Source organism: Streptomyces sp. WAC 04229 (genome assembly GCF_003947455.1).
In the GTDB taxonomy this organism is placed as follows: Bacteria; Actinomycetota; Actinomycetes; order Streptomycetales; family Streptomycetaceae; genus Streptomyces.
The window spans coordinates 1-24,577 of record NZ_QHJH01000018.1 but is presented as its reverse complement, the minus strand read 5'-3'; the positions used below and the strand labels follow the sequence as shown (position 1 = coordinate 24,577).

General features: G+C 72.6%; 26 protein-coding genes. 11 read left to right on the top strand and 15 right to left on the bottom strand.

Translation table 11 applies throughout. The features are described 5' to 3' along the window. Positions 1-8 precede the first annotated feature (8 nt). The gene (locus DMH12_RS07915) at positions 9-1,214 is read left to right on the top strand and encodes a sensor histidine kinase (RefSeq protein ID WP_185832200.1); all 1,206 of its coding nucleotides are present in this window, start codon (positions 9-11) and stop codon (positions 1,212-1,214) included. Between the two features lie 17 nt (positions 1,215-1,231). Here the strand turns inward: DMH12_RS07915 and DMH12_RS07910 are convergent, their stop codons facing one another. From DMH12_RS07910 to DMH12_RS07890, 5 genes are all read right to left on the bottom strand, one after another. After that, the gene (locus tag DMH12_RS07910; RefSeq protein ID WP_107291848.1) at positions 1,232-1,402 is read right to left on the bottom strand and encodes a hypothetical protein; all 171 of its coding nucleotides are present in this window, start codon (positions 1,400-1,402) and stop codon (positions 1,232-1,234) included. A gap of 91 nt (positions 1,403-1,493) precedes the next feature. Beyond that, complete coding sequence (locus tag DMH12_RS07905; RefSeq protein WP_125490841.1) at positions 1,494-2,444, bottom strand: cytochrome c oxidase assembly protein; 951 nt, start codon at positions 2,442-2,444, stop codon at positions 1,494-1,496. Positions 2,445-2,632: 188 nt separating this feature from the next. After that, entirely contained in the window at positions 2,633-3,658 is a 1,026-nt protein-coding gene (locus tag DMH12_RS07900; RefSeq protein WP_125490840.1) for a 6-phosphofructokinase, read from the bottom strand. A 166-nt stretch (positions 3,659-3,824) separates the two neighbouring features. Beyond that, positions 3,825-4,553: a type 1 glutamine amidotransferase gene (locus DMH12_RS07895; protein ID WP_122620892.1), complete on the bottom strand. Its 729-nt coding sequence runs from the start codon at positions 4,551-4,553 to the stop codon at positions 3,825-3,827. 23 nt (positions 4,554-4,576) lie between these two features. After that, on the bottom strand, positions 4,577-5,815 hold the full coding sequence (locus tag DMH12_RS07890; RefSeq protein WP_125490839.1) for a MurT ligase domain-containing protein: 1,239 nt from the start codon (positions 5,813-5,815) through the stop codon (positions 4,577-4,579). Between the two features lie 169 nt (positions 5,816-5,984). Between DMH12_RS07890 and def the strand changes: the two genes are divergently transcribed. Then, positions 5,985-6,524, top strand: coding sequence for a peptide deformylase (gene def, locus DMH12_RS07885; protein ID WP_125490838.1), 540 nt, complete (start codon positions 5,985-5,987; stop codon positions 6,522-6,524). 40 nt (positions 6,525-6,564) lie between these two features. Here def and DMH12_RS07880 read toward each other — a convergent pair whose 3' ends face one another. Further along, complete coding sequence (locus DMH12_RS07880; protein WP_125490837.1) at positions 6,565-7,221, bottom strand: TetR family transcriptional regulator; 657 nt, start codon at positions 7,219-7,221, stop codon at positions 6,565-6,567. 169 nt (positions 7,222-7,390) lie between these two features. Here DMH12_RS07880 and DMH12_RS07875 point away from each other — a divergent pair, with 169 nt between their 5' ends. Then, a complete protein-coding gene (locus tag DMH12_RS07875) occupies positions 7,391-8,617 on the top strand; it encodes an acyl-CoA dehydrogenase family protein (RefSeq protein ID WP_125490836.1) in 1,227 nt (408 codons plus the stop codon). Between the two features lie 64 nt (positions 8,618-8,681). Here the strand turns inward: DMH12_RS07875 and DMH12_RS07870 are convergent, their stop codons facing one another. The 5 genes from DMH12_RS07870 to DMH12_RS07850 form a co-directional block, all read right to left on the bottom strand. Beyond that, on the bottom strand, positions 8,682-8,918 hold the full coding sequence (locus DMH12_RS07870; RefSeq protein ID WP_185832197.1) for a DUF6213 family protein: 237 nt from the start codon (positions 8,916-8,918) through the stop codon (positions 8,682-8,684). Positions 8,919-8,943: 25 nt separating this feature from the next. Next, positions 8,944-10,329: an NADP-dependent succinic semialdehyde dehydrogenase gene (locus DMH12_RS07865; RefSeq protein WP_125490835.1), complete on the bottom strand. Its 1,386-nt coding sequence runs from the start codon at positions 10,327-10,329 to the stop codon at positions 8,944-8,946. A 107-nt stretch (positions 10,330-10,436) separates the two neighbouring features. Then, a complete protein-coding gene (locus tag DMH12_RS07860; protein ID WP_125490834.1) occupies positions 10,437-10,898 on the bottom strand; it encodes an NUDIX domain-containing protein in 462 nt (153 codons plus the stop codon). Continuing rightward, positions 10,895-12,433, bottom strand: a complete 1,539-nt coding sequence (locus DMH12_RS07855; RefSeq protein WP_125490833.1) for an ATP-dependent DNA ligase — start codon at positions 12,431-12,433, stop codon at positions 10,895-10,897. Before DMH12_RS07855 ends, DMH12_RS07860 begins: the two co-directional genes overlap by 4 nt. A 126-nt stretch (positions 12,434-12,559) precedes the next feature. Further along, the gene (locus tag DMH12_RS07850) at positions 12,560-13,537 is read right to left on the bottom strand and encodes an NAD(P)/FAD-dependent oxidoreductase (RefSeq protein ID WP_125490832.1); all 978 of its coding nucleotides are present in this window, start codon (positions 13,535-13,537) and stop codon (positions 12,560-12,562) included. A 77-nt stretch (positions 13,538-13,614) separates the two neighbouring features. Here DMH12_RS07850 and DMH12_RS07845 point away from each other — a divergent pair, with 77 nt between their 5' ends. From DMH12_RS07845 to DMH12_RS07820, 6 genes are all read left to right on the top strand, one after another. After that, complete coding sequence (locus DMH12_RS07845) at positions 13,615-14,190, top strand: helix-turn-helix domain-containing protein (protein ID WP_125490831.1); 576 nt, start codon at positions 13,615-13,617, stop codon at positions 14,188-14,190. Between the two features lie 125 nt (positions 14,191-14,315). Next, on the top strand, positions 14,316-15,296 hold the full coding sequence (locus tag DMH12_RS07840; protein ID WP_125490830.1) for an NADPH:quinone oxidoreductase family protein: 981 nt from the start codon (positions 14,316-14,318) through the stop codon (positions 15,294-15,296). Further along, complete coding sequence (locus DMH12_RS07835; protein WP_125490829.1) at positions 15,293-16,474, top strand: acyl-CoA dehydrogenase family protein; 1,182 nt, start codon at positions 15,293-15,295, stop codon at positions 16,472-16,474. Before DMH12_RS07840 ends, DMH12_RS07835 begins: the two co-directional genes overlap by 4 nt. Further along, the gene (locus DMH12_RS07830) at positions 16,471-17,559 is read left to right on the top strand and encodes an acyl-CoA dehydrogenase family protein (RefSeq protein ID WP_125490828.1); all 1,089 of its coding nucleotides are present in this window, start codon (positions 16,471-16,473) and stop codon (positions 17,557-17,559) included. Before DMH12_RS07835 ends, DMH12_RS07830 begins: the two co-directional genes overlap by 4 nt. A gap of 185 nt (positions 17,560-17,744) precedes the next feature. Next, positions 17,745-18,608 (top strand): phosphatidylinositol-specific phospholipase C/glycerophosphodiester phosphodiesterase family protein, encoded by an 864-nt coding sequence (locus tag DMH12_RS07825; RefSeq protein WP_125490827.1) that lies wholly within the window; start codon positions 17,745-17,747, stop codon positions 18,606-18,608. Between the two features lie 116 nt (positions 18,609-18,724). Beyond that, positions 18,725-18,919 carry a hypothetical protein gene (locus tag DMH12_RS07820; RefSeq protein WP_125490826.1) on the top strand — a complete coding sequence of 65 codons (195 nt, stop codon included), beginning with the start codon at positions 18,725-18,727 and terminating at the stop codon, positions 18,917-18,919. 24 nt (positions 18,920-18,943) lie between these two features. Here DMH12_RS07820 and DMH12_RS07815 read toward each other — a convergent pair whose 3' ends face one another. Then, a complete protein-coding gene (locus DMH12_RS07815; protein WP_125490825.1) occupies positions 18,944-19,312 on the bottom strand; it encodes a DUF779 domain-containing protein in 369 nt (122 codons plus the stop codon). A gap of 111 nt (positions 19,313-19,423) precedes the next feature. Between DMH12_RS07815 and DMH12_RS07810 the strand changes: the two genes are divergently transcribed. Next, the gene (locus DMH12_RS07810) at positions 19,424-19,897 is read left to right on the top strand and encodes a MarR family winged helix-turn-helix transcriptional regulator (RefSeq protein WP_125490824.1); all 474 of its coding nucleotides are present in this window, start codon (positions 19,424-19,426) and stop codon (positions 19,895-19,897) included. A gap of 129 nt (positions 19,898-20,026) precedes the next feature. Further along, positions 20,027-21,619: an MFS transporter gene (locus DMH12_RS07805; protein WP_125490823.1), complete on the top strand. Its 1,593-nt coding sequence runs from the start codon at positions 20,027-20,029 to the stop codon at positions 21,617-21,619. A 51-nt stretch (positions 21,620-21,670) separates the two neighbouring features. Here the strand turns inward: DMH12_RS07805 and DMH12_RS07800 are convergent, their stop codons facing one another. The 3 genes from DMH12_RS07800 to DMH12_RS07790 form a co-directional block, all read right to left on the bottom strand. Continuing rightward, a complete protein-coding gene (locus DMH12_RS07800; RefSeq protein WP_122620876.1) occupies positions 21,671-22,060 on the bottom strand; it encodes a luciferase family protein in 390 nt (129 codons plus the stop codon). Between the two features lie 113 nt (positions 22,061-22,173). Further along, on the bottom strand, positions 22,174-23,265 hold the full coding sequence (locus DMH12_RS07795; RefSeq protein WP_125490822.1) for a lytic polysaccharide monooxygenase: 1,092 nt from the start codon (positions 23,263-23,265) through the stop codon (positions 22,174-22,176). Between the two features lie 136 nt (positions 23,266-23,401). Next, on the bottom strand, positions 23,402-24,550 hold the full coding sequence (locus tag DMH12_RS07790) for a GH12 family glycosyl hydrolase domain-containing protein (protein ID WP_125490821.1): 1,149 nt from the start codon (positions 24,548-24,550) through the stop codon (positions 23,402-23,404). Positions 24,551-24,577 lie beyond the last annotated feature (27 nt).

Below are 24,577 nucleotides of genomic sequence, written 5' to 3'. Positions count from 1 at the left end.
GCGGCTCCCTGGGCGGGTTCCTGGCGGGCCTCGCCGTGGCCCTGCTGCCCCTGCTGGCGGCGGGCTTCTGGCTGGGGCGGCGCACCGCCCGCCCGCAGAGCCTCGGCGGTCTGGGCACCCCGGTCGAGCACGCCACCTTCCAGACCCTGCACACCGCGTCCCTGGCCACGCCCCCGCTGCGGGCGGGCCTGACCGAGGAGACCGCCGGCAAGTCCGCCCGCAAGCTGCGCTCCCTGCTCGGCACGGACGCGCTGTGCCTGACCGACCTCAAGGAGGTCCTGGTCTGGGAGGGTGTGGGCGGCCATCACCGCACGGAGATCATGGAACGCCTCGCCGGGCCGCTGGAGACCGGCCGCGGCGAGGCGTTCCCGCTGACCTGCGACATCCCCGACTGTTCGGTGCGCTGGGCGGTGGTCGCCCCGCTCACCGTCGACGACCGGGTGCACGGCGCCCTGGTCGCCTGCGCGCCCCGCGAGTCCGCCGTCCTGGTCCGGGCCGCCGGGGAGGTCGCCCGCTGGGTCTCCGTCCAGCTGGAGCTGGCCGACCTCGACCAGTCCCGCACCCGGCTCATCGAGGCCGAGATCAAGGCGCTGCGGGCGCAGATCTCCCCGCACTTCATCTTCAACTCGCTCGCGGTGATCGCGTCCTTCGTCCGCACCGATCCCGAGCGGGCCCGGGAGCTGCTGCTGGAGTTCGCCGACTTCACCCGCTACTCGTTCCGGCGGCACGGCGACTTCACCACCCTCGCCGACGAGCTGCACGCCATCGACCACTACCTGGCGCTGGTGCGGGCCCGCTTCGGCGACCGCCTCGCCGTCACCCTCCAGGTCGCCCCCGAGGTGCTGCCGGTCGCCCTGCCCTTCCTGTGCCTCCAGCCGCTCGTCGAGAACGCCGTCAAGCACGGTCTGGAGGGCAAGGCGGACCGCTGCCGCATCCAGATCACCGCTCAGGACGCGGGCGCCGAGGCCCTGGTCGTCATCGAGGACGACGGCGCCGGCATGGACCCGGGCCTGCTGCGCCGCATCCTCGCGCGCGAGGTCAGCCCGTCGGGCGGCATCGGGCTGTCCAACGTCGACGACCGCCTCCGCCAGGTCTACGGAGACGACCACGGCCTCGTCATCGAGACGGCCGTCGGCGCGGGCATGAAGATCACCGTCCGGCTGCCGAAGTACCAGCCGGGCGTGCACTCGGCGGGCCGGCTGGGCCGCGAGTGAGGGGGCGCTCCGCCCGCTCAGGCGCTGCGGGTGGCCACCATCCCCAGGGTGATGAGTCCCAGCACGACCCAGCCGAACCACAGCCAGCCGTTGCTGCCGAGCGCCACCGTGTAGGCCGTCACCGCGACGAGGCCGCCGATGGTGAGCGCCCCCATGGTCTTCGTCGAACTGTCCGTGGAACCGGGCATCGCAACACCCTCCTCGTGGTCCGTTGCCTTCCATGGTGCCCCGGTTCCGCCCGGACAGGGCACGGAAGGCCGGATACGGACCGGATCCGTGTCAGCCGCCGCGTGCGTTCAGCGAGGCCAGGTAGGCGTTGTAGGCCGCCAGCTCCTTGTCGCCGTCCCGTTCGGCGGCCCGGTCGGTACGGCGGGCCTGGCGCTGCTCGGAGGCGTACCACTGGAAGACCAGGGCGAGCAGGACCAGCACGGACGGGACCTCGCTGAAGGCCCAGGCGATGCCGCCCGCCGCGTTCTGGTCGGAGAGCGCGTCGATGCCGAGCGACGCGGGCGGGTTCTCGAACGTCTTCACCATCGGCGACGATCCCATCATCAGCGCGATGCCGAAGAACGCGTGGAACGGCATGCCCGCGAACAGCTCCAGCATGCGCATCAGGTAGCCGGGCCGGTGCGGGCCCGGATCCACGCCCATGATCGGCCAGAAGAACACCAGCCCGACGGCGAGGAAGTGCACCATCATCGCGATGTGCCCGGTCCGGGAGCCCATCAGGAAGTCGAAGAGAGGCGTGAAGTACAGGGCGTACAGGCTGGCGATGAACAGCGGGATGGTGAACGCGGCGTGCGTGACGATCCGCATGTAGCGGCTGTGCAGCAGCATCAGCAGCAGCTCGCGGGGGCCCTTGCTGCCGCGGGCCGCCGGCGGCAGCGCGCGCAGGGCCAGCGTGATCGGGGCGCCGAGCAGGATCAGGATCGGCGAGACCATGCTGATGATCATGTGCTGCACCATGTGCACGCTGAACATGACCATGCCGTAGTCGTTGAGCTTGGTGCACATCATGAGCACGATGCTCAGCACGCCGGTGACGAAGGCCACGGTCCGGCCGACCGGCCACTTGTCACCGCGCCGCACCAGCCGTGCCACACCCCAGCCGTACAGCGCCAGTCCCAGCAGGCAGGCGATCAGGAAGAACGGGTCCGCCGACCAGGCGAGCCCTCGCCCCAGCGTGAACGGCGGCAGATCCATCGTCATGCCGTGCCCGCTGTGATCCATCCGCCGGCTCCTGATTCGTGGGGGTTGAACGCCGTCTGTCCGAAGCAAGACTAGAACCGCCCCCGGCGACTCAAGTCACCGGGGGCGTTGAGCGCCCTTCAGGGGCGCGGGGAACTGCGCGAGCAACCACACACGACCCGCAGCCCGCGACGAACCGACGGACCCGAGCTCTCAGCGGCGCCCGGCAATCAGAGCACGCACTCCGCCTCCGCGTACCGCTCGTCCGGCACCGTCTTCAACGCCTCGACCGCGTCGGCGAGCGGCACCATCGCGATGTCCGTCCCGCGCAGGGCCGTCATCATGCCGAACTCCCCGCGGTGCACGGCCTCCACCGCGTGCCACCCGAACCGCGTCGCCAGCACCCGGTCGTACGCCGTCGGTGTCCCCCCGCGCTGGACGTGTCCGAGGATCACGGGCCGGGCCTCCTTGCCGAGCCGCTCCTCCAGCTCGATGGAGAGCTGACGGGCGATCCCGGCGAAGCGCTCGTGCCCGTAGACGTCCTTGCCGCCCTCGTCGAAGTCCATGGTGCCCGCCTTCGGCTTGGCACCCTCCGCGGCCACCACGATCGCGAACCGCTTGCCCGCCGAGAAACGCTCGCCGACCTTCGCGGTCAACTCGTCGATGTCGAAGGGCCGCTCCGGGACGACCACGGCGTGGGCGCCGGCCGCCATGCCCGAGTGCAGCGCGATCCAGCCGGTGTGACGGCCCATGACCTCCACGATCAGCACCCGCTGATGGGACTCGGCGGTGGTCTTCAGCCGGTCCAGGGCCTCGGTCGCCACGGTCACGGCGGTGTCGAAGCCGAACGTCACATCGGTGACCGCTATGTCGTTGTCGATGGTCTTGGGCACGCCGACGATGGGCAGGCCGTTGTCCGACAGCAGGCGGGCCGCCTTCAGGGTGCCCTCGCCGCCGATCGGGATGATCGCGTCCAGGCCGAGTTCCTCGACGTGGCCGCGGGCGCGCTCCACGCCGTCCCGCAGGTGCTCGGGGCGGACCCGGGAGGAGCCGAGGATGGTGCCGCCGCGGGCCAGGATGCCGCCCACCGCGTCGAGGTCGAGCTTCAGGTAGTCGCACTCCAGGAGGCCCTTCCAGCCGTCCCGGAAGCCGATGACCTCGTCGCCGTGGTCGACGACGGCGCGGTGCACGACGGACCGGATGACGGCGTTCAGGCCGGGGCAGTCGCCGCCGGACGTGAGGACACCAATGCGCATAGCCCGAAATACCTTCTCAAACGTGGCACGGGTCCGGACCGCGCTGTCCGGCTCGATCCCCGCCACCCTAGCGGCATCGGGGGCCGGGACCGAACCACGCGTCCGCCTACTGGACCTCTCCGCTCACCTGTGCGGATGACCCATCAGACGGGCCTGCCGAGGAGGGTCAGGCAGGCTGCTGCGCCGCGGCGATGCGCTCGTTGCGGAGCGCCTCGTACCAGCGGTCGTCCGTCGGCGGCAGCGCGTTCACGTCGAGGGCCAGCTTGAGCAGCAGGTCCGCGATCTGCGGGTTGCGCGCCAGCACCGGGCCGTGCATGTACGTACCGAAGACCGTGTCGTTGTACGCGCCCTCGGTGCCGTCGCCCGTGCCGTTGCCGTTGCCGAAGCGGACCTGGGAGAGCGGGCGCGCGGTGGGGCCGAGGTGGGTGACGCCCTGGTGGTTCTCGAAGCCGGTCAGGGGCGGCAGCCCGAGGCGCGGGTCGATGTCGGCGAGGACGTCGCCGACGCAGCGGGCGCCCTCGCCGCGCGTCGAGACCACGTCGAGCAGTCCGAGGCCCGGCTCCCGCTGGCCCAGGTCGTTGATGAACTCGTGGCCCAGGATCTGGTAGCCGGCGCAGACGGAGAACACGATCGCGCCGTTCTCCACGGCCCGGTGCAGGCCGCCGTCGCGGCGCAGCCGCTCGGCGGCGAGCCGCTGCGGACGGTCCTCGCCGCCGCCGATCAGGTAGATGTCGCCGGAGGTCGGGATCTGCTGGTCGCTGCGTACGTCGAGCCGGGCCACGTCGAGGCCGCGCTGGCGGGCCCGGCGCTCCACCACGAGGGCGTTGCCCTGGTCGCCGTACGTGCTGAGCAGGTCCGGGTAGATCCAGACGATCCGCAGTTGGTTGTCGCTCACGAAAGTCCCCTGAAGTCTCGCGGTCAGTTGCCGACGCGGCGGCGCAGGTCCTGGAAGGCGGTGTAGTTGGCGATGACCTCGATGCGGCCGGGCGGGCACATCTGCACCGCCTGGTCGAGGTCCTCGCACACCTGGAACTGCTGGTTGGCGACCTCAAGGCGCACCGCGAGGTCCAGCTTGCGGTCGCCGATCACGCAGATCGGGTGGCCGGTCAGCCGGGTGTAGTCCACGTCCCACAGCCAGGAGGTGTCGGTGCCGTCGGCCCCGCGTGCGTTCACCGAGAGGATCACCGGCGTGGGCGGCGGGTCGATCAGGGAGAAGGTCTCCAGCCAGCCCGCCGGGTTCTTGGCGAGCAGCAGACGCAGGTCGCGGCCCTGGAACTGCACCACGTCGTAGCGTCCGGCGACCGCCTGCACCTGGTACATGCGCTCCAGGGCGACCTGCGGCGGCACGCCGAAGACGGCGGCGACGGCGGCCGAGGAGGCGGCGTTGGCCTTGTTGGCGCGGCCCGGCAGCTGGAGGTGGATCGGCCAGGCGGAGCCGTGCGGGTCGAGGACGTGGTCGCCGGAGAGCGCCCAGCTCGGCGTGGGGCGGCGGAAGCCGCACTCGCCGCAGAACCAGTCGTCGCCGGGACGCTGCATCACGCCGCCGCACGCCGGGCAGGACCAGGCGTCGTCCTTCCACATCTGGCCGGCGGCGACCCAGATCACGTTGGGGGAGGAGGACGCCGCCCACACCACCAGCGGGTCGTCGGCGTTGGCGACGACCACGGCCTTCGAGCCGGTCAGGCCCTCGCGCCAGTTCTCGGCGAGCATGCGGGTCTCCGCGGCGCGGTCGAGCTGGTCGCGGGAGAGGTTGAGGAGCGCGATGCACTTCGGCTCGGTGGCCTGGGCGACGCCGACGAGGTATTTCTCGTCGACCTCGATGACGCCGTAGCGGGCGTCCGCGCCGGCCGCGAGGGCCGAGGTGATGCCGGCCGGCATGTTGGCGCCGAGCGCGTTGGACACGACCGGTCCCGCCGCGCGCAGGGCCTCGGCGATCAGCCGGGTGGTGGTGGTCTTGCCGTTGGTCGCCGAGACCAGGGTCACGTCCAGGTGCTGGGCGAGCCGGGCGAGGAGGTCCGGATCGAGTCTCAGCGCGACCTTGCCGCCGATCACCGAACCACTGCCGCGCCCCGCGGCGCGCGAAGCCGCCGCGACCGCCTTGCCCGCGGTCACGGCGATCTTGGCCCGGGGCGAGAGCGGGTCCGAGTTGCCTGCCATCAGTTCTCGATCCTCCTTGCGTACGCGCCGCGCCTGAAGCCTGACGGCCACGTGGTGTGGACCTCAGCCTATCGAGATCCGTTCGCACTCCCGAATCGCGGCACCGGCCACGGGGCTCCGGCGGTGGGCGCGACCCGCCGGGGGACACAGGGACCTTACTCTTGCCGCCATGCGACACGGCTCCATCCCGGGCGCCCACGGGCGCGTCCGTCCCCTCGGCCTCCTCGGCGATCCCGTCCTGCACACCCCGTGCGAGGAGGTGACGGACTTCGGTCCGGAACTCTCGGGGCTCGTGGAGGACTTGTTCGCGACCATGTACGCCGCCCACGGCGTGGGCCTGGCCGCGAACCAGACCGGCACCGGGCTGCGCGTCTTCGTCTACGACTGCCCGGACGACGAGGGCGAGCGCCACCTCGGCCACCTGGTGAACCCGCGGCTCGTCGAGACCGGCGGGGTGGTGGTGCGCGGGCCGGAGGGCTGTCTGTCGCTGCCGGGTCTGGAGGCCGGGACCGAGCGGTACGACGAGGCCGTCGTGACGGGAGTCACGGTGACCGGAGAGCCCGTCAGCGTGCGCGGCACCGGGTTCTTCGCGCGGTGTCTCCAGCACGAGTGCGATCACCTGGAGGGGAGGGTGTACTCCGAGCGCCTGTCGGGATGGCGGCACCGGCGGCTCGCGCGGCAGGTGGCGCGCGCCACCTGGCACCGCTGAGCGCGCGCGGGGCCGGCGGAGCGCGCGGGCCGGGGGGCCGTCAGAAGCCGGGCCCGCCCGCCTTGTCCCCGGCGGCCGCCAGCCGGCCCCACAGCAGGTCGGCCAGGGTGCTCACCAACTCCGCCCGGGAGCAGGGGCGTTCGCCCAGCCACCAGTCGCCCGCGGCGTGCATCATGCCGACGATGCCGTGCCCCCACACCCGGGCCAACTGCTGGGTGCCGGGGCCGACGTCGAGGCGTTCCTCGATGACCTGGGCCAGTTCCTCGCCCATCCGGCGCAGCAGCGGGGCCGAGTGCTTGCCGACGTCGAAACCCTGGTCGCCCTGGTCGGCCGGGGTGGCGATGCCCTCCGCCGGATGCATCAGGAAGCGGTACACCTGCGGGCGTGCCTCGATGGCCGCCAGATAGGTGTCCAGGGTGGCCTCGACGCGTTGCCGCCGCTCCGCCGGGGCGTCCAGGGCGGCGCGCAGCGAGGCGAGGAGGGCGTCGGTGTGCCGGACGGCGAGGGCGGCGTACAGTCCGCCCTTGTCCCCGAAGTGGCGGTAGAGGATCGGCTTGGTGATGCCGGCCTCGGCGGCGATGGCGTTCATCGAGGCCTGTGGACCGTCGCGCAGCACCACCCGGTCGGCGGCCTCGAGCAGCTCGCGCCGTCTGCGGTCGGCGGACCGCTGCTGGTCGGTCCGCTGTGTGGTGTCCATGTGCTCTCCCCACCCGTGCTGTTTCGGTGACGCCGTCGCAAACTAACACCCACGGGGCGCCCGGCATCGAACGGGAGGGCGACGGGGCCTCGGGAGTTGACTTTTCCTACCGACCGGTAACAGACTCGGGTTACCGCAAGTAACACGCACGTGGGTCACTGGAGGGGACATGGCCGAGTTCACCATGGAGCTGAGCGACGAACAGAAGGAGGTCCGGGACTGGCTGCACGGCTTCGCGGCCGACGTCATCCGCCCCGCGGCCGCCGAATGGGACGAGCGTGAGGAGACTCCCTGGCCGGTCATCCAGGAGGCCGCCAAGGTCGGCATCTACTCCCTCGACTTCTACGCCCAGCAGTACTTCGACTCCACCGGCCTCGGCATCCCCATGGCCATGGAGGAGCTGTTCTGGGGCGACGCCGGCATCGCCCTGTCCATCGTCGGGACCGGCCTCGCCGCCGTCGGTGTCCTCGCCAACGGCACCGAGGAGCAGATCGGCACCTGGATCCCCCAGATGTACGGCGACGCGAACGACGTGAAGGTCGCCGCCTTCTGCTCCTCCGAGCCGGACGCGGGCTCCGACGTGGCCGCCATGCGCACCCGCGCCGTGTACGACGAGGCCAAGGACGAGTGGGTCCTCAACGGCACCAAGACCTGGGCGACCAACGGCGGCATCGCCAACGTCCACGTCGTCGTCGCGGTCGTGGACCCGGAACTGGGCTCCAAGGGCCATGCCTCCTTCATCGTGCCGCCGGCCACCCCCGGTCTGTCCCAGGGCCAGAAGTTCAAGAAGCACGGCATCCGTGCCTCGCACACGGCCGAGGTCGTCCTGGAGAACGTCCGCGTCCCCGGGTCCTGCCTGCTCGGCGGCAAGGAGAAGCTGGACGCGCGCCTGGCCCGGGCCCGGGAGAAGGCCAAGAAGGGCGGCGAGCGCGTCAAGAACGCGGCGATGGCCACCTTCGAGGCCTCGCGTCCGGCCGTCGGCGCCATGGCGGTGGGCACCGCCCGCGCGGCGTACGAGGAGGCGCTGGAGTACGCCCGCACCCGTGAGCAGTTCGGACGGCCGATCATCGACAACCAGGGCGTCGCCTTCCAGCTCGCCGACATGCGGACCTCCATCGACGCGGCCCGGCTGCTGGTGTGGCGGGCCTCCTGGATGGCGATCAACGGCAAGCCGTTCACGGCGGCCGAGGGGTCGATGTCCAAGCTGTTCGCGAGCGAGACGGCGAAGAAGGTGACCGCGCAGGCGGTCCAGATCCTGGGCGGCAACGGGTACACGCGCGAGTACCCCGTGGAGCGGATGCACCGGGACGCCGCGATCTACACCATCTTCGAGGGGACGAGCGAGATCCAGCGGCTCGTCATCGCGCGGACGCTGGCGGGGGTGCCGATCCGGTAGTGCCCGCGGGGCGGGCCGGAGCCCGGCGATCTCCCGCCGGGCCGGTCCGCTCCGGGGAGCGCCGTCAGGAGGACGGGCCGCTGCTGTGGGCGATGCACGCCACGTCGATCCGGTCGGCCAGCTTGGCCAGCTCGATGGTGAGCGCCGCGACCGTGTCCTCGTCCAGAGTCACCTCGCCCGCCTCCACCAGCCGCAGCCACCGCCCACCCACCGTGCGCAGCAGCTTGCTCACGTCGGACGCGGCGACCTGCAGGGTGCCGCGGTCGTCGACGATCAGAGGCAGGGTCACTTCGCGGTTCACAAAGGGGATCGTAGTCGCGGAAGGCTCACGCTCCGTGCCATACCGTGGTGATGTTGCAGAACTCCCGGATTCCGTGCCCGGACAGCTCACGCCCGTAGCCCGACCGCTTGACCCCGCCGAACGGGAACGCCGGATGGGACGCGGTCATCCCGTTGACGTACACGCCGCCCGCCTCCAGATCCCGTACGAAGCGGTCCACGTCGGCGTCGTCGCGGGTCCACACGTTGGAACTGAGCCCGAAGTCCGAGTCGTTGGCGATCAGCACCGCCTCGTCCAGGTCCGCCACCCGGTACAGCGTGGCTACGGGGCCGAAGGCCTCCTCGCGGTGGATGCGCATCTCGCGCGTCACGTCGGCCAGCACGGTCGGCGGGTAGTACCAGCCAGGGCCCTCGGGGCGTTCGCCACCGCACAGCACCGTCGCGCCGGCCCGCTTCGCGTCGTCGACCAGTTCCATCACGTCGTTCAGGCCCTGCTCGCTGGAGAGCGGCCCGACCTCGGTCTCCTCGTCCAGCGGGTCGCCGACCTTCAGCGCCCTCATGCCCGCGGTGAAGCGTTCCACGAACGCGTCGTACACGTCCGTGTGCACGATGAACCGCTTGGCGGCGATGCAGGACTGCCCGGCGTTCTGTGTGCGCGCGGTGACGGCGACCTCGGCGGCCCGGTCCACGTCGGCGGACGGCATGACGACGAAGGGGTCGCTGCCGCCCAGCTCCAGCACCGTCTTCTTGATCATCTCCCCGGACGTGGCGGCGACGGCGCGCCCGGCCGGCTCGCTGCCGGTGAGGGTGGCGGCCCGCACCCGCTCGTCGCGCAGGATGCCGTCCACCTCCGCCGAGCCGATGAGCAGGGTCTGGAAGCAGCCCTCGGGGAAGCCCGCCCGGTGGAACAGCTCCTCCAGGTACAGGGCGGTCTGCGGCACGTTCGAGGCGTGCTTGAGCAGCCCCACGTTGCCCGCCATCAGCGCGGGCGCCGCGAACCGGATCACCTGCCAGAGCGGGAAGTTCCACGGCATCACCGCCAGCACCGGGCCCAGCGGCCGGTAGCGGACCAGGGCCCGGGATGCGCCGGAGTCCTTCACGTCGGACTCCGCGGGCTCCTCGTCGGCGAGCAGGGAGGCCGCGTGTTCGGCGTACCAGCGCATCGTCTTGGCGCACTTGGCGGCCTCCGCGCGGGCCTGCTTGACCGGCTTGCCCATCTCGGTCGTGATGACCCTGCCGATCTCCTCCTGGTCCGCCTCCAGGAGATCGGCGGCCCGGTGCATGAGCCGGGCGCGCTCGTCGAGCGCCGTCGTCCGGTACGTGCGGAAGGTGGCCTCCGCGAGCTGGATCCGGCGCTCGATCTCCTCCTCGCCCATGGCCTCGTACGTCCTGAGCGTCTCGCCGTTCGCCGGATTCACCGTCGCGATGGGCATGACCGACCTCCCTGGGTGGTGGCTCGTGCTTCGACCCTGGCGCGTGGTGCGGGGTGCCGCAACGCGGACGGGTCCGGTGCGGGCTTTCCGCACCGCGTCGCCTCTTGTCAGTGCGAGTGCTCAGCCAGCCGGTCGAGAAACGCGGCCTGTGCCGTCACGATCACCTCGCGCGCCCGCTCCACCGGGAACCAGGCGACCCGGTCCAGCTCGGGGAACTCCTGGGTCCGGCCCGACCGCGGCGGCCACTCCATGCGGAAGGTGCCGGGTACGACCGTCGCCGGGTCGAGGTCGGCCTCGACGGCCCAGACCGTGACGACCTTCCCGCCCGCCTGCCGCACCTCGCCCAGCGGGACGGCGGCGCCTTCGGGCGGCGGCAGCCCCAGCTCCTCCCGGAACTCCCGCCGGGCCGCGTCCCAGGCCGGTTCCGCGGGGTCGTACTCGCCCTTGGGGACCGTCCACGCGCCGGCCTCGCGGCGGGCGTAGAACGGGCCGCCCATGTGCCCGAGGAGCACCTCGAGTTCCGCTCCGGGGCCGCGGCGGTGCAGCAGCAGGCCCGCGCTGCGCCTCACGGGGCGACGCCCGGGTGGGCGGCGAGCAGGGTGTCCACGGTGTCCGCGTCCTCGGGGCGTTTGTCCTCGCGGTAGCGGACCACGCGGGCGAAGCGGAGGGTGACGCCGGCCGGGTAGCGGGTGGAGCGCTGGAGGCCGTCGTAGGCGATCTCGACGACGAGTTCGGGGCGTACGGTAACGCCCCAGGGGTGTTCCTCGACGGCCAGCTGCCCGAGGCGCTCGGTCTGCCAGGCCAGCAGCGCGTCCGTCATGCCCTTGAAGGTCTTGCCGAGCATCGCGAAGGAGCCGTCGGCCGTGCGGGCGCCCAGGTGGAGGTTGGACAGCCTGCCGGTGCGGCGGCCGTGGCCCCACTCGGCGGCCAGCACGACCAGGTCGAGCGTGTGGACGGGCTTGACCTTCAGCCAGGACGCGCCGCGGCGGCCCGCGCTGTAGCCGGCGTCGAGTCCCTTGACGACGACGCCCTCGTGGCCGCGCCGCAGCGTCTCGGCGAGGAACTCCTCGGCGGCCGGCGTGTCCTCCGGCCCGCCCACCAGCGCGCGCCGCACCCGCGCGGGCTCGGGGACCAGCCGGGCCAGCGCGGCGTGCCGCTCGGTCAGCGGCAGGTCGAGCAGGTCGCGGCCGTCGACGGACAGCGCGTCGAAGAACACCACGGAGACGGGTACCGCCCGCGACGCCGTCGCCACGTCCGTGCGGGAGCCGACCCGCCCGGCGGTCTCCTGGAACGACCGGGGACGTCCGCTCGCGTCCAGGGAGATCACCTCGCCGTCCAGGACGAACCGCTCGCCCGGCAGCGCGAGGGCCGCCCCTGTGACCTCGGGGAGCCGGTCGGTGATGTCGTCCAGGGTGCGGGTGTAGAGGCGGACGGTGTCGCCGTCGCGGTGCACCTGGACGCGGATGCCGTCCAGTTTCTCCTCGACCGCGCACGTGCCCAGCTTGCCGACCGCCTCGGCGACCGAGGAGGCGCTGTGCGCCAGCATCGGCAGCACGGGCCGGCCCACGGTGAGCCGGAACCCCTCCAGGGCGCCGGGCCCCTCCGCGAGCAGGGCCTCGGCCACCGTCTGCAGGGAGCCCGCGAGCATCACCGCCCGGCGTACGTCCGCCGGGGGCGCGTCCGTCGCCGCGGCCAGGCCCTCGACCGCGGCCGCGTCCAGGGCACCCTGCCGGACCTCGCCGGTCAGCAGCCCGATCAGGAAGCGCTGCTCGTCCCCGGTGGCCGCGCCCATCAGCTCGCCGACCAGCCGCGCCCGCTCGGCCTGCGAACCGGTGCCGGTCACCGAGGCGAGGTGGGTGAGCCGGGCGTCCACGTCGCGCACGGTGAGCGACGGCTCGGCGGCCGGCGTCACCTCGCGGCCCAGCACCTTCCAGCCGACGCCGATCCTGCCCTGCGGGAGGCGTCCCGCCAGGTAGGGGATGACGACCGGCACGTCCGCCGCCTCCGCCTCCCGGAACAACTCCGCGAGCAGGGCGGTCTTGCGGGACCGCGCCGACGTCTCGGCGACCTCCCGGGACACCTGGGCCAACCGGGCAAGCAGCATGCAGTCATGGTGCACCGGAGAGGGCGGGGGCACACCTGGCGGGAGGGACGGGTTCGGCGGGCGGGGCCGCGCGGCGGGTCCCGGGCGATCCGCACCCGCCGGACGGCGTCCCCCGCTTGCGCCCCCTCACTCCGCCAGGGTCGCGTCCAGCTTCGACATGATCAGGTCCCCGGCGATCGCCGCCGCCGCGCGGTAGCCGCCGCTGGCCGCGTGGACGACCTGCTCGCCGAAGCCCATCGCGTTGCCGGCCGTCCACACGCCGGGGACGGAGGTGCGGCCCGTCGGGTCGACCACCGGGTACGCGCCGAACGGGGTCTCCTGGAGGTCCGCGCCCAGCCGCTCCATCAGGCCGGTCTGCGGGACGGCCCGCGGGGCGACGAACACGACCGAGCGGTCGTGGGCCGAGCCGTCCGCCAGGCGGACCCCGGTGAGCCGGTCGTCCTCGATCCGCAGGGCGGCGACCTCGCCGGGGACCACCTTGACCCCGGCCGCGGCCAGGCGGCGCAGGTCGTCGTCGCTCAGCTCCTCCTCGGCGACGGTGTGCAGGAAGAGCGTCACGTCGTCCGACCAGCCGGACACCATCAGCGCCTGGTGCACGCTGAGCGGGCTGGTGGCGAGCACGCCGAAGTGTCCGTCGCGCACCTCCCAGCCGTGGCAGAACGGGCAGTGCAGCACGTCCCGGCCGAACCGCTCGGCGACCCCCGGCACGGCCGGCAGTTCGTCCTTGAGCCCGGTGGTGACGATCAGCCGGCGGGCCCGCACGGTGTCGCCACCGGCCAGCCGCACGGCGAAGTCCCCGTCCCGGGACACGTCGACCGCCCGGTCGCGGACCAGCTCCACGCCGTAGCGCGCGATCTCCTCCCGGCCGAGCGCCAGGAACTCGGCGGGCGGCATGCCGTCCCGCGTCAGGTAGCCCTGCATGTGGTCCGAGGGCGTGTTGCGGGGCTCCCCGGCGTCGACGACCAGCGTGCGCAGCCGCGACCGGCCGAGGACGAGTGCGGCGGACAGCCCGGCGGCACCGCCGCCCACGACGACCACGTCGTAGGCCCCGGCGGGGTCCTCGCTCTGGGCAGGGGTCTGGGTAGGGGTGACGTTCTGGGTCATGGTGACCACCTCCACCCAGAAGGTCGCCCGTTCGCCCCGGTATTGACAAATCTTGTTGCCGAATTTGCAATATTCACATGACTGCAGACGACGTCCTCGCCGGTGTCGGCCCCCGGCTCCGCCAGGTCCGCAAGGAACGCGAGGTGACCCTGGCGGCCCTGTCCGAGACCACCGGGATCTCCGTCAGCACCCTGTCGCGGCTGGAGTCGGGCCTGCGCAAACCGAGCCTCGAACTGCTGCTGCCGATCGCCCAGGCCCATCAGGTGCCGCTGGACGAACTCGTCGGTGCCCCGCCGGTGGGCGACCCCCGCGTGCGGTCCGAGCCGATCGTGCGCCACGGCCGCACGCACTGGCCCCTCACCCGGCAGCCGGGCGGCCTCCAGGCGTTCAAGGTGCTGGAGCCCGCGCGCAAGGAGGAACCGGACCCGCGCACGCACGAGGGGTACGAGTGGCTCTACGTCCTCTCGGGCCGGCTCCGGCTCGTGCTGGGGGACCACGACGTGGTGCTGTCGGCGGGGGAGGCCGCCGAGTTCGACACCCGGGTGCCGCACTGGTTCGGGTCGACGGGGGAGGGCCCCGCCGAGTTCCTCAGCCTCTTCGGCCCGCAGGGCGAGCGCATGCACGTACGGGCGCGGCCCGCCGCCCGCACGTGAGGGCCCGCCCGGCGCGCGGCGGCGGTACGTGACGCACGACCGTGCCCGGGCTGTTCCCCGATCGGCAAGCGACCGCTTAGTATGCGAGTGACCCGGTCGGACGACGCAGTCGGTGGAGGCCCCGCATGCAGGCATGGCAGGTGCACGAGAACGGCGAGCCGGGCGAGGTGATGCGCCTCGAGGACGTGGCGTCGCCCACGCCCGGCGACGGCCAGGTCCTGCTGAGGGTCCGCGCCGCCAACATCAACTTCCCGGACGCCCTGCTCTGCCGGGGCCAGTACCAGATCAGGCCGCCGCTGCCCTTCACGCCGGGCGTGGAGATCTGCGGCGAGACCGAGGACGGGCGCCGCGTCATCGCCAACCCCGCGCTGCCGCACGGCGGCTTCGCCGAGTACGCCCTCGCGGACGCCCGGGCCCTGCTGCCCGCGCCGGACGCGCTGGACGACGCCGAGGCCGCGGCCCTGCACATCGGCTACCAGACCGGCTGGTTCGGCCTGCACCGCCGCGCGCGGCTGGAGGCCGGCGAGACCCTGCTGGTGCACGCCGCCGCCGGAGGGGTCGGCAGCGCGGCCGTACAGCTCGGCAAGGCCGCCGGCGCCACCGTCATCGGTGTCGTGGGCGGCCCCGAGAAGGCGGCCGTCGCCCGGGAACAGGGCTGCGACGTGGTCGTCGACCGGCACGCCGAGGACGTCGTCGCCGCCGTCAAGGAGGCCACCGGCGGCCGGGGCGCGGACGTGGTCTACGACCCGGTGGGCGGCCAGGCCTACACCCAGTCCGCCAAGACCGTCGCCTTCGAGGGCCGGATCGTCGTCGTCGGCTTCGCGAGCGGCACCATCCCCAGCCCCGCGCTCAACCACGCCCTGGTGAAGAACTACGCGATCCTCGGCCTGCACTGGGGCCTCTACAACACCAAGGACCCCAAGCTGGTCCAGCACTGCCACGAACAGCTCACCGGCCTCGCCGCGCGGGGCGCGATCAAGCCGCTGGTGAGCGAACGGGTCCCGCTCGGCGGGGCGGCGGACGCCGTACAGCGCGTCGCCGACGGCAGGACGACCGGCCGGGTGGCCGTCGTACCCCGGACGCTGGAGAAGGGAGCCATCGCATGACCGACGCGACCGAACTGCGCACCCGTACGAAGGAGTTGCTGGCGGCGCATCCGCCGGCCACCACGGAGCGCCTGGACTTCCTGAGGGCCCGCTTCGACGCCGGACTCGCCTGGGTGCACTACCCGCAGGGCCTCGGCGGACTCGGCGTCTCCCGCTCCCTCCAGGCCGTCGTGGACGCCGAGTTGGCGGCGGCGGGCGCTCCCGACAACGACCCCCGGCGGATCGGCATCGGCCTCGGCATGGCCGCCCCGACGATCCTCCAGTACGGCACCGAGGAGCAGAAGCGCCGGCTGCTGCGCCCGCTGTGGACCGGCGAGGAGGTGTGGTGCCAGCTGTTCAGCGAACCGGGCGCCGGGTCCGACCTCGCCGCGCTCGGCACCCGGGCCGTCCGGGAGGGCGAGGGCTGGGTCGTCGACGGGCAGAAGGTGTGGACCTCCAGCGCGCACCTCGCCCGCTGGGCCATCCTCATCGCCCGCACCGACCCGGACCTGCCCAAGCACCGGGGCATCACCTACTTCGTCTGCGACATGACCGACCCCGGCGTCGAGGTCCGGCCGCTGCGCCAGATCACCGGCGAGGCCGAGTTCAACGAGGTGTTCCTCACCGGCGTCCGCATCCCCGACTCCCGGCGCCTCGGCGAGATCGGCGACGGCTGGCGGGTCGCGCAGACCACTCTGAACAACGAGCGCGTCGCCATCGGCGGTACCCCGATCCCCCGCGAGGGCGGGATGATCGGCAAGATCGCCGGCACCTGGCGCGAACGCCCGGACCTGCGCACCCACGACCTGCACCAGCGGCTGCTCGGCCTGTGGGTCGAGGCCGAGGTCGCCCGGCTCACCGGCGTACGGCTTCGACAGCAGCTGGTGGCCGGCCAGCCCGGACCCGAGGGCGCCGGCGTGAAGCTGAACTTCGCCCGGCTCAACCAGGAGATCAGCGGCCTGGAGGTCGAACTCCTCGGCGAGGAGGGCCTGCTGTACGACGACTGGACGATGCGCCGCCCCGAGCTGGTGGACTTCACCGGTCGCGAAGCCGGATACCGCTACCTGCGCTCCAAGGGCAACAGCATCGAGGGCGGGACCAGCGAGGTCCTGCTCAACATCGTCGCCGAACGCGTCCTGGGCCTGCCCGCCGAGCCGCGCACCGACAAGGACGTCGCATGGAAGGACCTCGCCCGATGAGCGCACAGCCGGAACCCGCTCTGCTCTACTCGGAGGAGGAAGAGGCGCTGCGCGCCGCCGTCCGGGACCTGCTCACCGACCACTGCGACCCGGCGGGCGTCATCACCCGCACCGAATCGGCCACCCCGCAGGATCTGTCGCTGTGGAAGGCGCTCGCCGACTCCATGGGCCTCGCCGGCCTGCTGATCCCGGAGGAACTGGGCGGCCAGGGCGCCACTCACCGGGAAACCGCCGTGGTGCTGGAGGAGTTGGGGCGCGCGGTCGCGCCGGTGCCCTACCTGACGAGCGCCGTCGTCGCCACCGAGGCGCTGCTGGCCTGCGCGGCCGACGACCTGCTCACCGAGCTGGCGTCCGCGACCTCCGTCGCCGCTCTCGCCGTCGGACTGCACGTCGCACCGGGCGGCCCCGCCCCCGACGTGCGGCTCGAAGCGGGCACCCTGCACGGTGAACTGACCGGCATCGCCGACGCGGCCGTGGCCGACGTCCTGCTGGTGCCCGCGGACGACGGGGGGTTGTACGCCGTCCGGGCCGCCGACGCGACCGTCACCCCGCAGACCTCCCTGGACCTCACCCGGCCCCTCGCCCGCGTCACCCTCGACGGTGCCCCCGGGCGCCGGCTCGGCGACTCCGGGCCCGCCGTGCGGCGCGCCCTGCGGGCCGGTGCGGGGCTGCTCGCCTCCGAGCAACTGGGCCTGGCCGACTGGCTGCTCACCGAGACCGTCCGCTACCTGAAGGAACGCAAGCAGTTCAACCGCCAGGTCGGCGGCTTCCAGGCGCTCAAGCACCGGCTCGCCGGGCTGTGGCTGGAGGTGGCCGGGCTGCGCGCCGCGGCCCGCAACGCGGCCGACGCCCTGGCCACCGGCGACGACACCGACGTGGCCGTCGCCGTGGCCCAGGCGTACGCGGCCCGGGTGGCCGTCCACGCCGCCGAGGAGGCGCTGCAACTGCACGGCGGCATCGGCATGACCTGGGAGCACCCGGTCCACCTGTACCTGAAGCGGACCAAGGCCGACTCGATCGCCTACGGCGCGGCGGGCACCCATCGGGCGGCCCTGGCCGAGCTGGTCGACCTGCGAGCCCCCTGACGGCTCTCCGTCCCGCCCGTGCGTGCCCGTCCCCTCCGGGGGGCGGGCACGTTCCGTACGACCGGCTCCGTCGAGGTGAACGACCAGGGTCGGTCCGGCCAACTCCCCGCACGGCTCTGCTCCCTGAGGGCACCGGGACCGCATACTCACAGGCGTCCCGTACGGCACATCCAGGGAGGCAGAGCATGGCCCTCACCACCCGACGCAGAGCCCTCACCACCCTCGGCGCCGCCTTCGCCGGCGCGGTCGCCCTGCCCGCAGCCAACGCGCTGGCGAGCGAAGGCGGGCGCGGGCAGCGCCCGTTGTGGCGCGCGCACGCCCACAACGACTACGAGCACCCCCGCCCGCTCCTCGACGCCCTCGACCACCGCTTCGGCAGCGTCGAGGCCGACATCTACCTGGTCGACGGCCAACTCCTCGTCGCCCACGACCCCGAGGACCTCGATCCGGCCCGCACCCTGGAATCCCTGTACCTCGCCCCCCTCGCCGCCCGGATCCGCGCCAACCACGGCCGTGTCTACCGGCAGGACCGCCGCGCCCTGCAACTCCTCGTCGACATCAAGACCGAGGGTGCGTCGACGTACCTCGAACTCGACCGGCAACTGCGCCGCCACCGGCACCTGTTCACCACCTACACCCACGGGCGGGTCCTGCCCGGCGCGGTCACCGCGGTGGTCTCCGGCGACCGGGCGGCCCGCGCCCCCATGGAGGCCCAGCGCACCCGCCACGCCTTCTACGACGGCCGGCTCACCGACCTCGGCACCACCGCACCCGCCTCCTTCGTCCCGCTGATCAGCGACAACTGGACGCTCAACTTCACCTGGCAGGGCGTGGGCGCCTTCCCGCCCGCCGAACGGAGCAGGCTGCGGGGCATCGTCGGCGCGGCCCACGCCCGCGGACAGCGGGTCCGGTTCTGGGCAACGCCCGACATCGCGGGCCCCGCGCGGGACGCCGTGTGGACCGAACTGGTCGCCGCCGGTGTCGACCACCTCAACACCGACGACCTCGCGGGCCTGGAGGCGTTCCTCGACGCCCACCGGGGCGCGTAGGACTCCGGCGGCAACACCACTCGTTCGGAGGACAGGTCAGCCGCCCGGACGAACCCTCCGCTACGCCACACTTGCGGCCGAACGCCGCGAAGTGGACGTGGCGGAGGAGGTTGACCATGGCCGTTTCCATCTCTGTGGTGCTGTTGCTGTCCGTCCTCGCGGTGATCTTCCTGCGCAACGGCGGGCTCAAGATCTCGCACGCGCTGGTGTGCCTGCTGCTCGGCTTCTACCTGGCGAGCACGAGCATCGCCCCGACCATCAACAGCGGCCTGACCGCGACGGCGGACATCGTGAGCAGCCTCAGGCCGTAGGCCCCGGACCGGGCCGCGGGCGGGCTAGGCGTCGACGACCCGTGAGCGGATGAGGAAGCGCACCCCCTCGGGCGCCTCCAGGGAGAAGCCGCTGCCGCGGCCCGCGACGACGTCCACGGTCAGCCGGGTGTGGCTCCAGACCTCGTACTGGCTGCGCGACATCCAGAACTCCACCGGCTCCCCGACACCGTCGACCTCCAGTTCACCGAGCAGGACGTCCGAACCGCCGGTGCGGAATTCGCCCGCGGGGTAGCACATGGGGGCGCTGCCGTCGCAGCAGCCGCCGGACTGGTGGAACATCAGCGGGCCGTGCGCCTCGCGGAGCCGCCGCAGCAGCACGGCGGCCTCGGCGGTCAGCTCGACGCGGGGGGTTTCCTCGTGTGTGTCGCCCATGGGGCGCATCCCAGCACGGGGAAGGTTGCGAGTGCGTTGCGCAGGTGGAGCCGGGGGCTCGGACACTTCTGTCCTTTGACATACCTATAGAGCTATACCTATTATCCGCGGGTGACCGACTCCAGCACCCCTCGCCGGGACATCGACCGCGTGGCCTCCGGGCTCGCGGCGTGCCTTCCCGCGCTGCACCGGGCGCTGGACCGGCAGGTCGCGGCCGCATACCCGCACCCCAAGCCCCCGGAGGGCCAGCTCGCCCTGCTGCGCTTCGTCGCGCAGCGCGAGGGCGCCACGGTGCGCGAGGCCGCCGAGGCCCTGCTGATGAAGCCGAACAACGTCAGCGCCCTGGTCTCCCAGCTCACCGAGCGGGGTGATCTGGAGCGCCGGCAGGACAGCGCGGACAAGCGGGTCGCCCACCTCCACCTCACGGCCATGGCCCGTCAGCGGGTCTTTGAGGTGCGGGAACTCGAGACCGCGTTCATCCGCCACGCCCTGACCTCCCTCACCGAGGGGCAGCAGGGCGCGCTCGGCTCCGCCCTGGACGCGCTCGACGCGTTGGCGCGCCACCTCCACCCCGCCGCCCGCTGACCGCGCGGAACCCGCGCGCTCTCGCCGGCCGCCGGCGCACCGTCGTGCCCGCGGCCGGTCCGCCGTGCTCCCGCGGACCGCCATGTCTTGGCGCACCACCCTCCCGAACCTGGAAGCGAAGGCTCGTTCATGCCCTCCACCCCCGTGGCCGACCCCACCGCGCCCGCGGCCGAGACCGCCCCACCGGCGGCCGGCCGTCGGCGGTCCAACCCCTGGCTGACCCTGCTCGCCGTCGCGTTCGGACTCTTCATGGTCCAGCTCGACGGCTCCGTCGTCGCCATCGCCAACCCCGCGATCGGCAGCGACCTGCACGCGTCGACCGCCCAACTCCAGTGGGTCACCAACGCCTACCTGCTCGCCCTGGCCGCCACCCTCATCCTGGGCGGCAAGCTCGGCGACCGGTTCGGGCGGCGCACCTACTACCTCGCGGGCGTCGCCGGCTTCACCCTCTCCTCCGTCGCCATCGGCCTCTCCGGCTCGGTCGAGGGCGTGGTCGCCTTCCGCGCCCTCCAGGGCGCCTTCGGCGGACTGCTGATGCCCAACACCCTCGGCCTGCTGCGCTCCGTCTTCCCGCCGAGGAAGTTCGGCATGGCCGTGGGCATCTGGGCCATGGTCTCCGCCGTGGCGACCGCCCTCGGACCCATCGTCGGCGGACTCCTCGTGGAACACGTCGACTGGGAGTCCGTCTTCTACATCAACGCCCCCATAGGCGTCGCCGCCATCGTCTTCGGCGTCCTCGTCCTCCCGGAGAGCCGCGGGGCCGCCGGCCGGGAGCGCTTCGACCTTCCCGGTCTCGTCCTGCTCGCCCTCGGTCTGCTGGCCGTGGTCTTCGGTGTCGTCAAGGGCGAGACCTGGGGCTGGACCTCCGCCGGAACGCTGGGCGCCGTCGCCGCCGGACTGGTCCTGCTGCTCGTGTTCGGGCGGCACGAGACCCGGACCGCGCACCCGTTGCTGCCGATGAGCCTGTTCCGCAGCCGTGCCCTGACGATCGGCGCGGTCATCACCGCGCTGAACTTCTTCGTCATGCTCGGAGTGATCTTCTTCGTGATGCTGTACCTCCAGAACGTGCGCGGCTTCACCCCCGTCGAGGCGGGCGTGCGCACACTTCCGCTCAGTCTCGCCTCGCTGGTCGCCTCACCGCTGGGCGCCGCCCTGACCCAGCGCTTCGGACCGCGGCTGACCATGCCGGCGGGCATGCTGCTCCAGGCGGCATCCTGCTTCGGCATGCTCACCTGGCAGACCGACTCCGCCTACGCCACGATGTGGCCGCCGTTCATCGCGCTCGGCCTCGGCGTCGGCATGGTGATGTCGGCCTCCTCGGACGCCATCGTGGGCAACGCCCCCGTCCGGTACGCCGGTGTGGCCGGCGGCCTCCAGGCGACCACCCTGCAGATCGGCGGGGCGCTCGGTACGTCCGTCCTGGTCTCGCTGATCAGCGCGAGGGTCGGCGCCACGCTCACCGGGGAGCTGACCGGCGCGGGCGTGCCGGCCGCCGTGGCCCACGGGTTGCGGGAGGCCGAGGACGCCGTGGCGATGGGTGTGGCACCCGTCTCCGGCGACCTGCCGGCCGGTCTGCGGGCCGCCGTGGTGGAGGGCAGCGGGCAGGCGTTCATGAACGGCGTCCACCTGGCCGTGGCCGTCACCGGCGTCCTGTGCGTGCTCGGCGCGGTGCTCGCCGCGGTCGGTGTCCGGCGCGCCCAGGAGGGCCCGGCGGACCACTGACATCGGGTCACGGCGGTGTCCCCACGGCGGGCGCACCGCCGTCGGCGTCCGTCAGACCTCTCCGGCCACCGTGCGGGGCAGTACCGTGACCCGGCGGAAGTTGCACCCCGAGGGCGGGTCGCCGGCCGGACGGGACTGGTGGGCCTTGAGCGCGATGCTCACCAGGCTCAGCAACAGGTCGACGTCGGCGTCGCAGTCCAGGTGCACGGTCACCCAGCGTGAGCCGGCGACCAGCCGGATGGCGCTGGAGCCGCTGAGGTCGTACTGGAAGCGCTGGATGGCCCGGTGGGTGAGGTGGAGGTCCACGTCCCGGTCCGAATGGAAGTGGACGATCTCGGAGCGGACGGAGCACAGTGCCCGTCCGGTTCCACAACTGGCCGAACCCGCGGTGAGGTCGGGCCAGGCTTGCAGCCGCTCAAAGGCGTGCTGGGCCGGAGTCATGCCCCCATCGTCGCCCGATCACCGCTTCGCAACCAGAGGTTGAGCGATTCGTAACCGGTACGTGAGGTCGGCGGGGCCCGGGGCGGGGCGCCGCCGGCCTCACTCGAAAGGGGTCAGGGCGCGACGCAGCCGATCGTCCCCGCGGGGAAGTCGTTGCCCGTGGACGTGGCCGTGAAGCCGAAGGTCACGCTGGAATCCGGTGGGATGACGCGGTTGTGGTCCACGTTCCGGACCGTCACCGTGCCGTCGCCGCCCCTGGACACCGAACCGTTCCACACCCCGCCCAGCGTCGTCCCGCTGCCCGGCCGCCACTGCACCGCCCAGCCGTTGAGGGGCTCGCTGCTGTGGTTCATCACCTCCACGGAGCCTTGGAAGCCCCCGCTCCAGGAGTTCTCCACGGTGTAGACCGCCATGCAGGAACCGGAGTGCGTGGGCGGTGTCGTCGGGGTCGGTGTGGGCGTCGGGTCCGGGCCCGGGGTGCTGCCCGAACCGCGGATGCCGGTCACCTCGCCGTTGCCGCCGTCGAAGACGACGTCCGAGCAGGAGAAGAAGTTCTCCTGGCTGTCCGAACGCACCCACTGCATGAAGATCAGCGCGTCGCCCGAGCGGCCCGAGGGCAGCGCGAGATCCCAGAAGTAGTGGCCGCCGTCGGTACCCGGCGAGCCCTGCTGCGGCGGATTGGTCACCGTCTCGATCAGCTCCAGGTCGTCCCAGCCCAGCTCGGACGTGGGTGACCAGCCCGGCTTGGTCAGGTAGACCCGGAAGTCACCGGGGTGGGCCGCCCAGTTGCTGTACTGCACCTTGATCGTCTTGCCGGACGTCAGGTGCGTCCGGGGCCAGTCCGCGCGGGCCGCGTTGTAGGCGGAGAAGTCGTACGGGGAACGGTCACCGGCGCTGCACAGGGTGCCGTCCGGCACGTAACCCGCGCCGCGTCCGCCCGCGTTGGAGTCGAGTACGGCGAACCAGTTGTACAGCGCCGTCCCGCCACTCTCGTCGAGGGCGGCCCGGCAGGCCGGGTTCGTCGGGTCGAGGGCGCCCGTGCCGGTCTTGGCGTCCAGTTGGCAGAGGTAGGTGCGGGAGCCGGGCATCATCGCCACGCCGTGCGCCTCGGCGCGTCCCTGCCCGAGCAGGAGGGTCACGCCGAGCGCGCTGAGCAGGGTGGCCAGCACCGCCGCGAGGGAGAGGAGTCTGCTGCGTCGAGCCATGGGGTCTCCTGATTCCACCGGGTTTTCATGATCAGTTCATGACAATCAAGCGAGCGAGGTCTGGGGGAGAGGAGGCGGGAAGGTGGAGCCCCCGCCCGTCCGGGGGCGGGCTTCGACCGGACGGGCGGGGGAGTGCTTACGCCGTGGTGCAGGCGGCGTCGTTCAGGCGGAAGTCGTCCGGCTCGGCGAACGTCCCGCCGTGTGCGCCCTGGAAGCCGAACGACAGGCTGCCGCCGGGAGCGATCCGGGCGTTGTGTGCCACGCCGGTGGCCGTGACCGTGCCCGAGGACGGGGTGACCGAGGCGTTCCAGGCGTTGGTGATCCGCTGGCCGGAGGGCAGGGTGAAGGCGAGCCGCCAGCCGTCGACGGGCGCCGTTCCGGTGTTGGTGACGGTGACGTCCGCGGTGAAGCCGTTCTGCCAGACGTTCGTGCCGTACGACACCTCGCAGGCCGCCTCGCCCGGCTCGCCGGGGTCGGGGTCCGGGCCGGGGCCGGTACCGGTCTGCACGGTGGAGGAGAAGGAGTTCACGGCCAGGCCCGCGCCGTTCTGCCAGGGCTCGAAGCCCGCCTGAACGCTCGTCAGGTACCAGTCGTTCCCGGCGAGACCGCGTGCGACGGTCGCCCGGACGAAGTCCATGACGTCGAAGCTCCAGCTGCTGATCGCCGACGGGGCAACGAAGGACAGCACGTCGTTGGAGCCGTTGCCGCCGCTCCACACTTCCCAGGTCCGGCCACCCACGGTGGCCGTGCCGACCGGGGAGCCGATGGGCTGGATCGGTCCCACCCGGTTGAACCAGATCATGATCTCGGTCTGGTTGACGCCGTCGGTCCGGGGCGTGGGGTCCAGCCATATGTCGTAGGAGGCGTTGTAGACGGCGTCGCCGACGAAGCCGTACGAGATGCTGGACGGCGCGCTGGACACGGTGTTCAGCCGGGCGGGCAGGCTGGTGCCCGGCGAACAGGTGGTGTAGTGGCACCCGTTGAAGACCGACGGGTACGACTTCGGTGCCCCGTTGGTCGGCACCGAGCCGTCGGCCTGGGCGACCCGGAAACCGCTGTCGGTCGCGGTGACGCACTGGGTGGCGCTGGAGCCCCAGCGGTTGTTCTGGACGACGTACCGTCCCTGGATCGTCGTCGTTCCGAAGGGTTCGCAGATCGTGGTGTCCGCCTGGGCCGGCGGCGCCGCGGCCACCAGGGCCGCGACGGCCGCGAAGCTCACGATCGTCGCGATCAGGGCCGACAAGAGGCTGCGTAAGGCGCGGACTTGGGGCGGTGGCGTTCGCATGGGGACCTCTCCGGGAGAGTGCGGGGG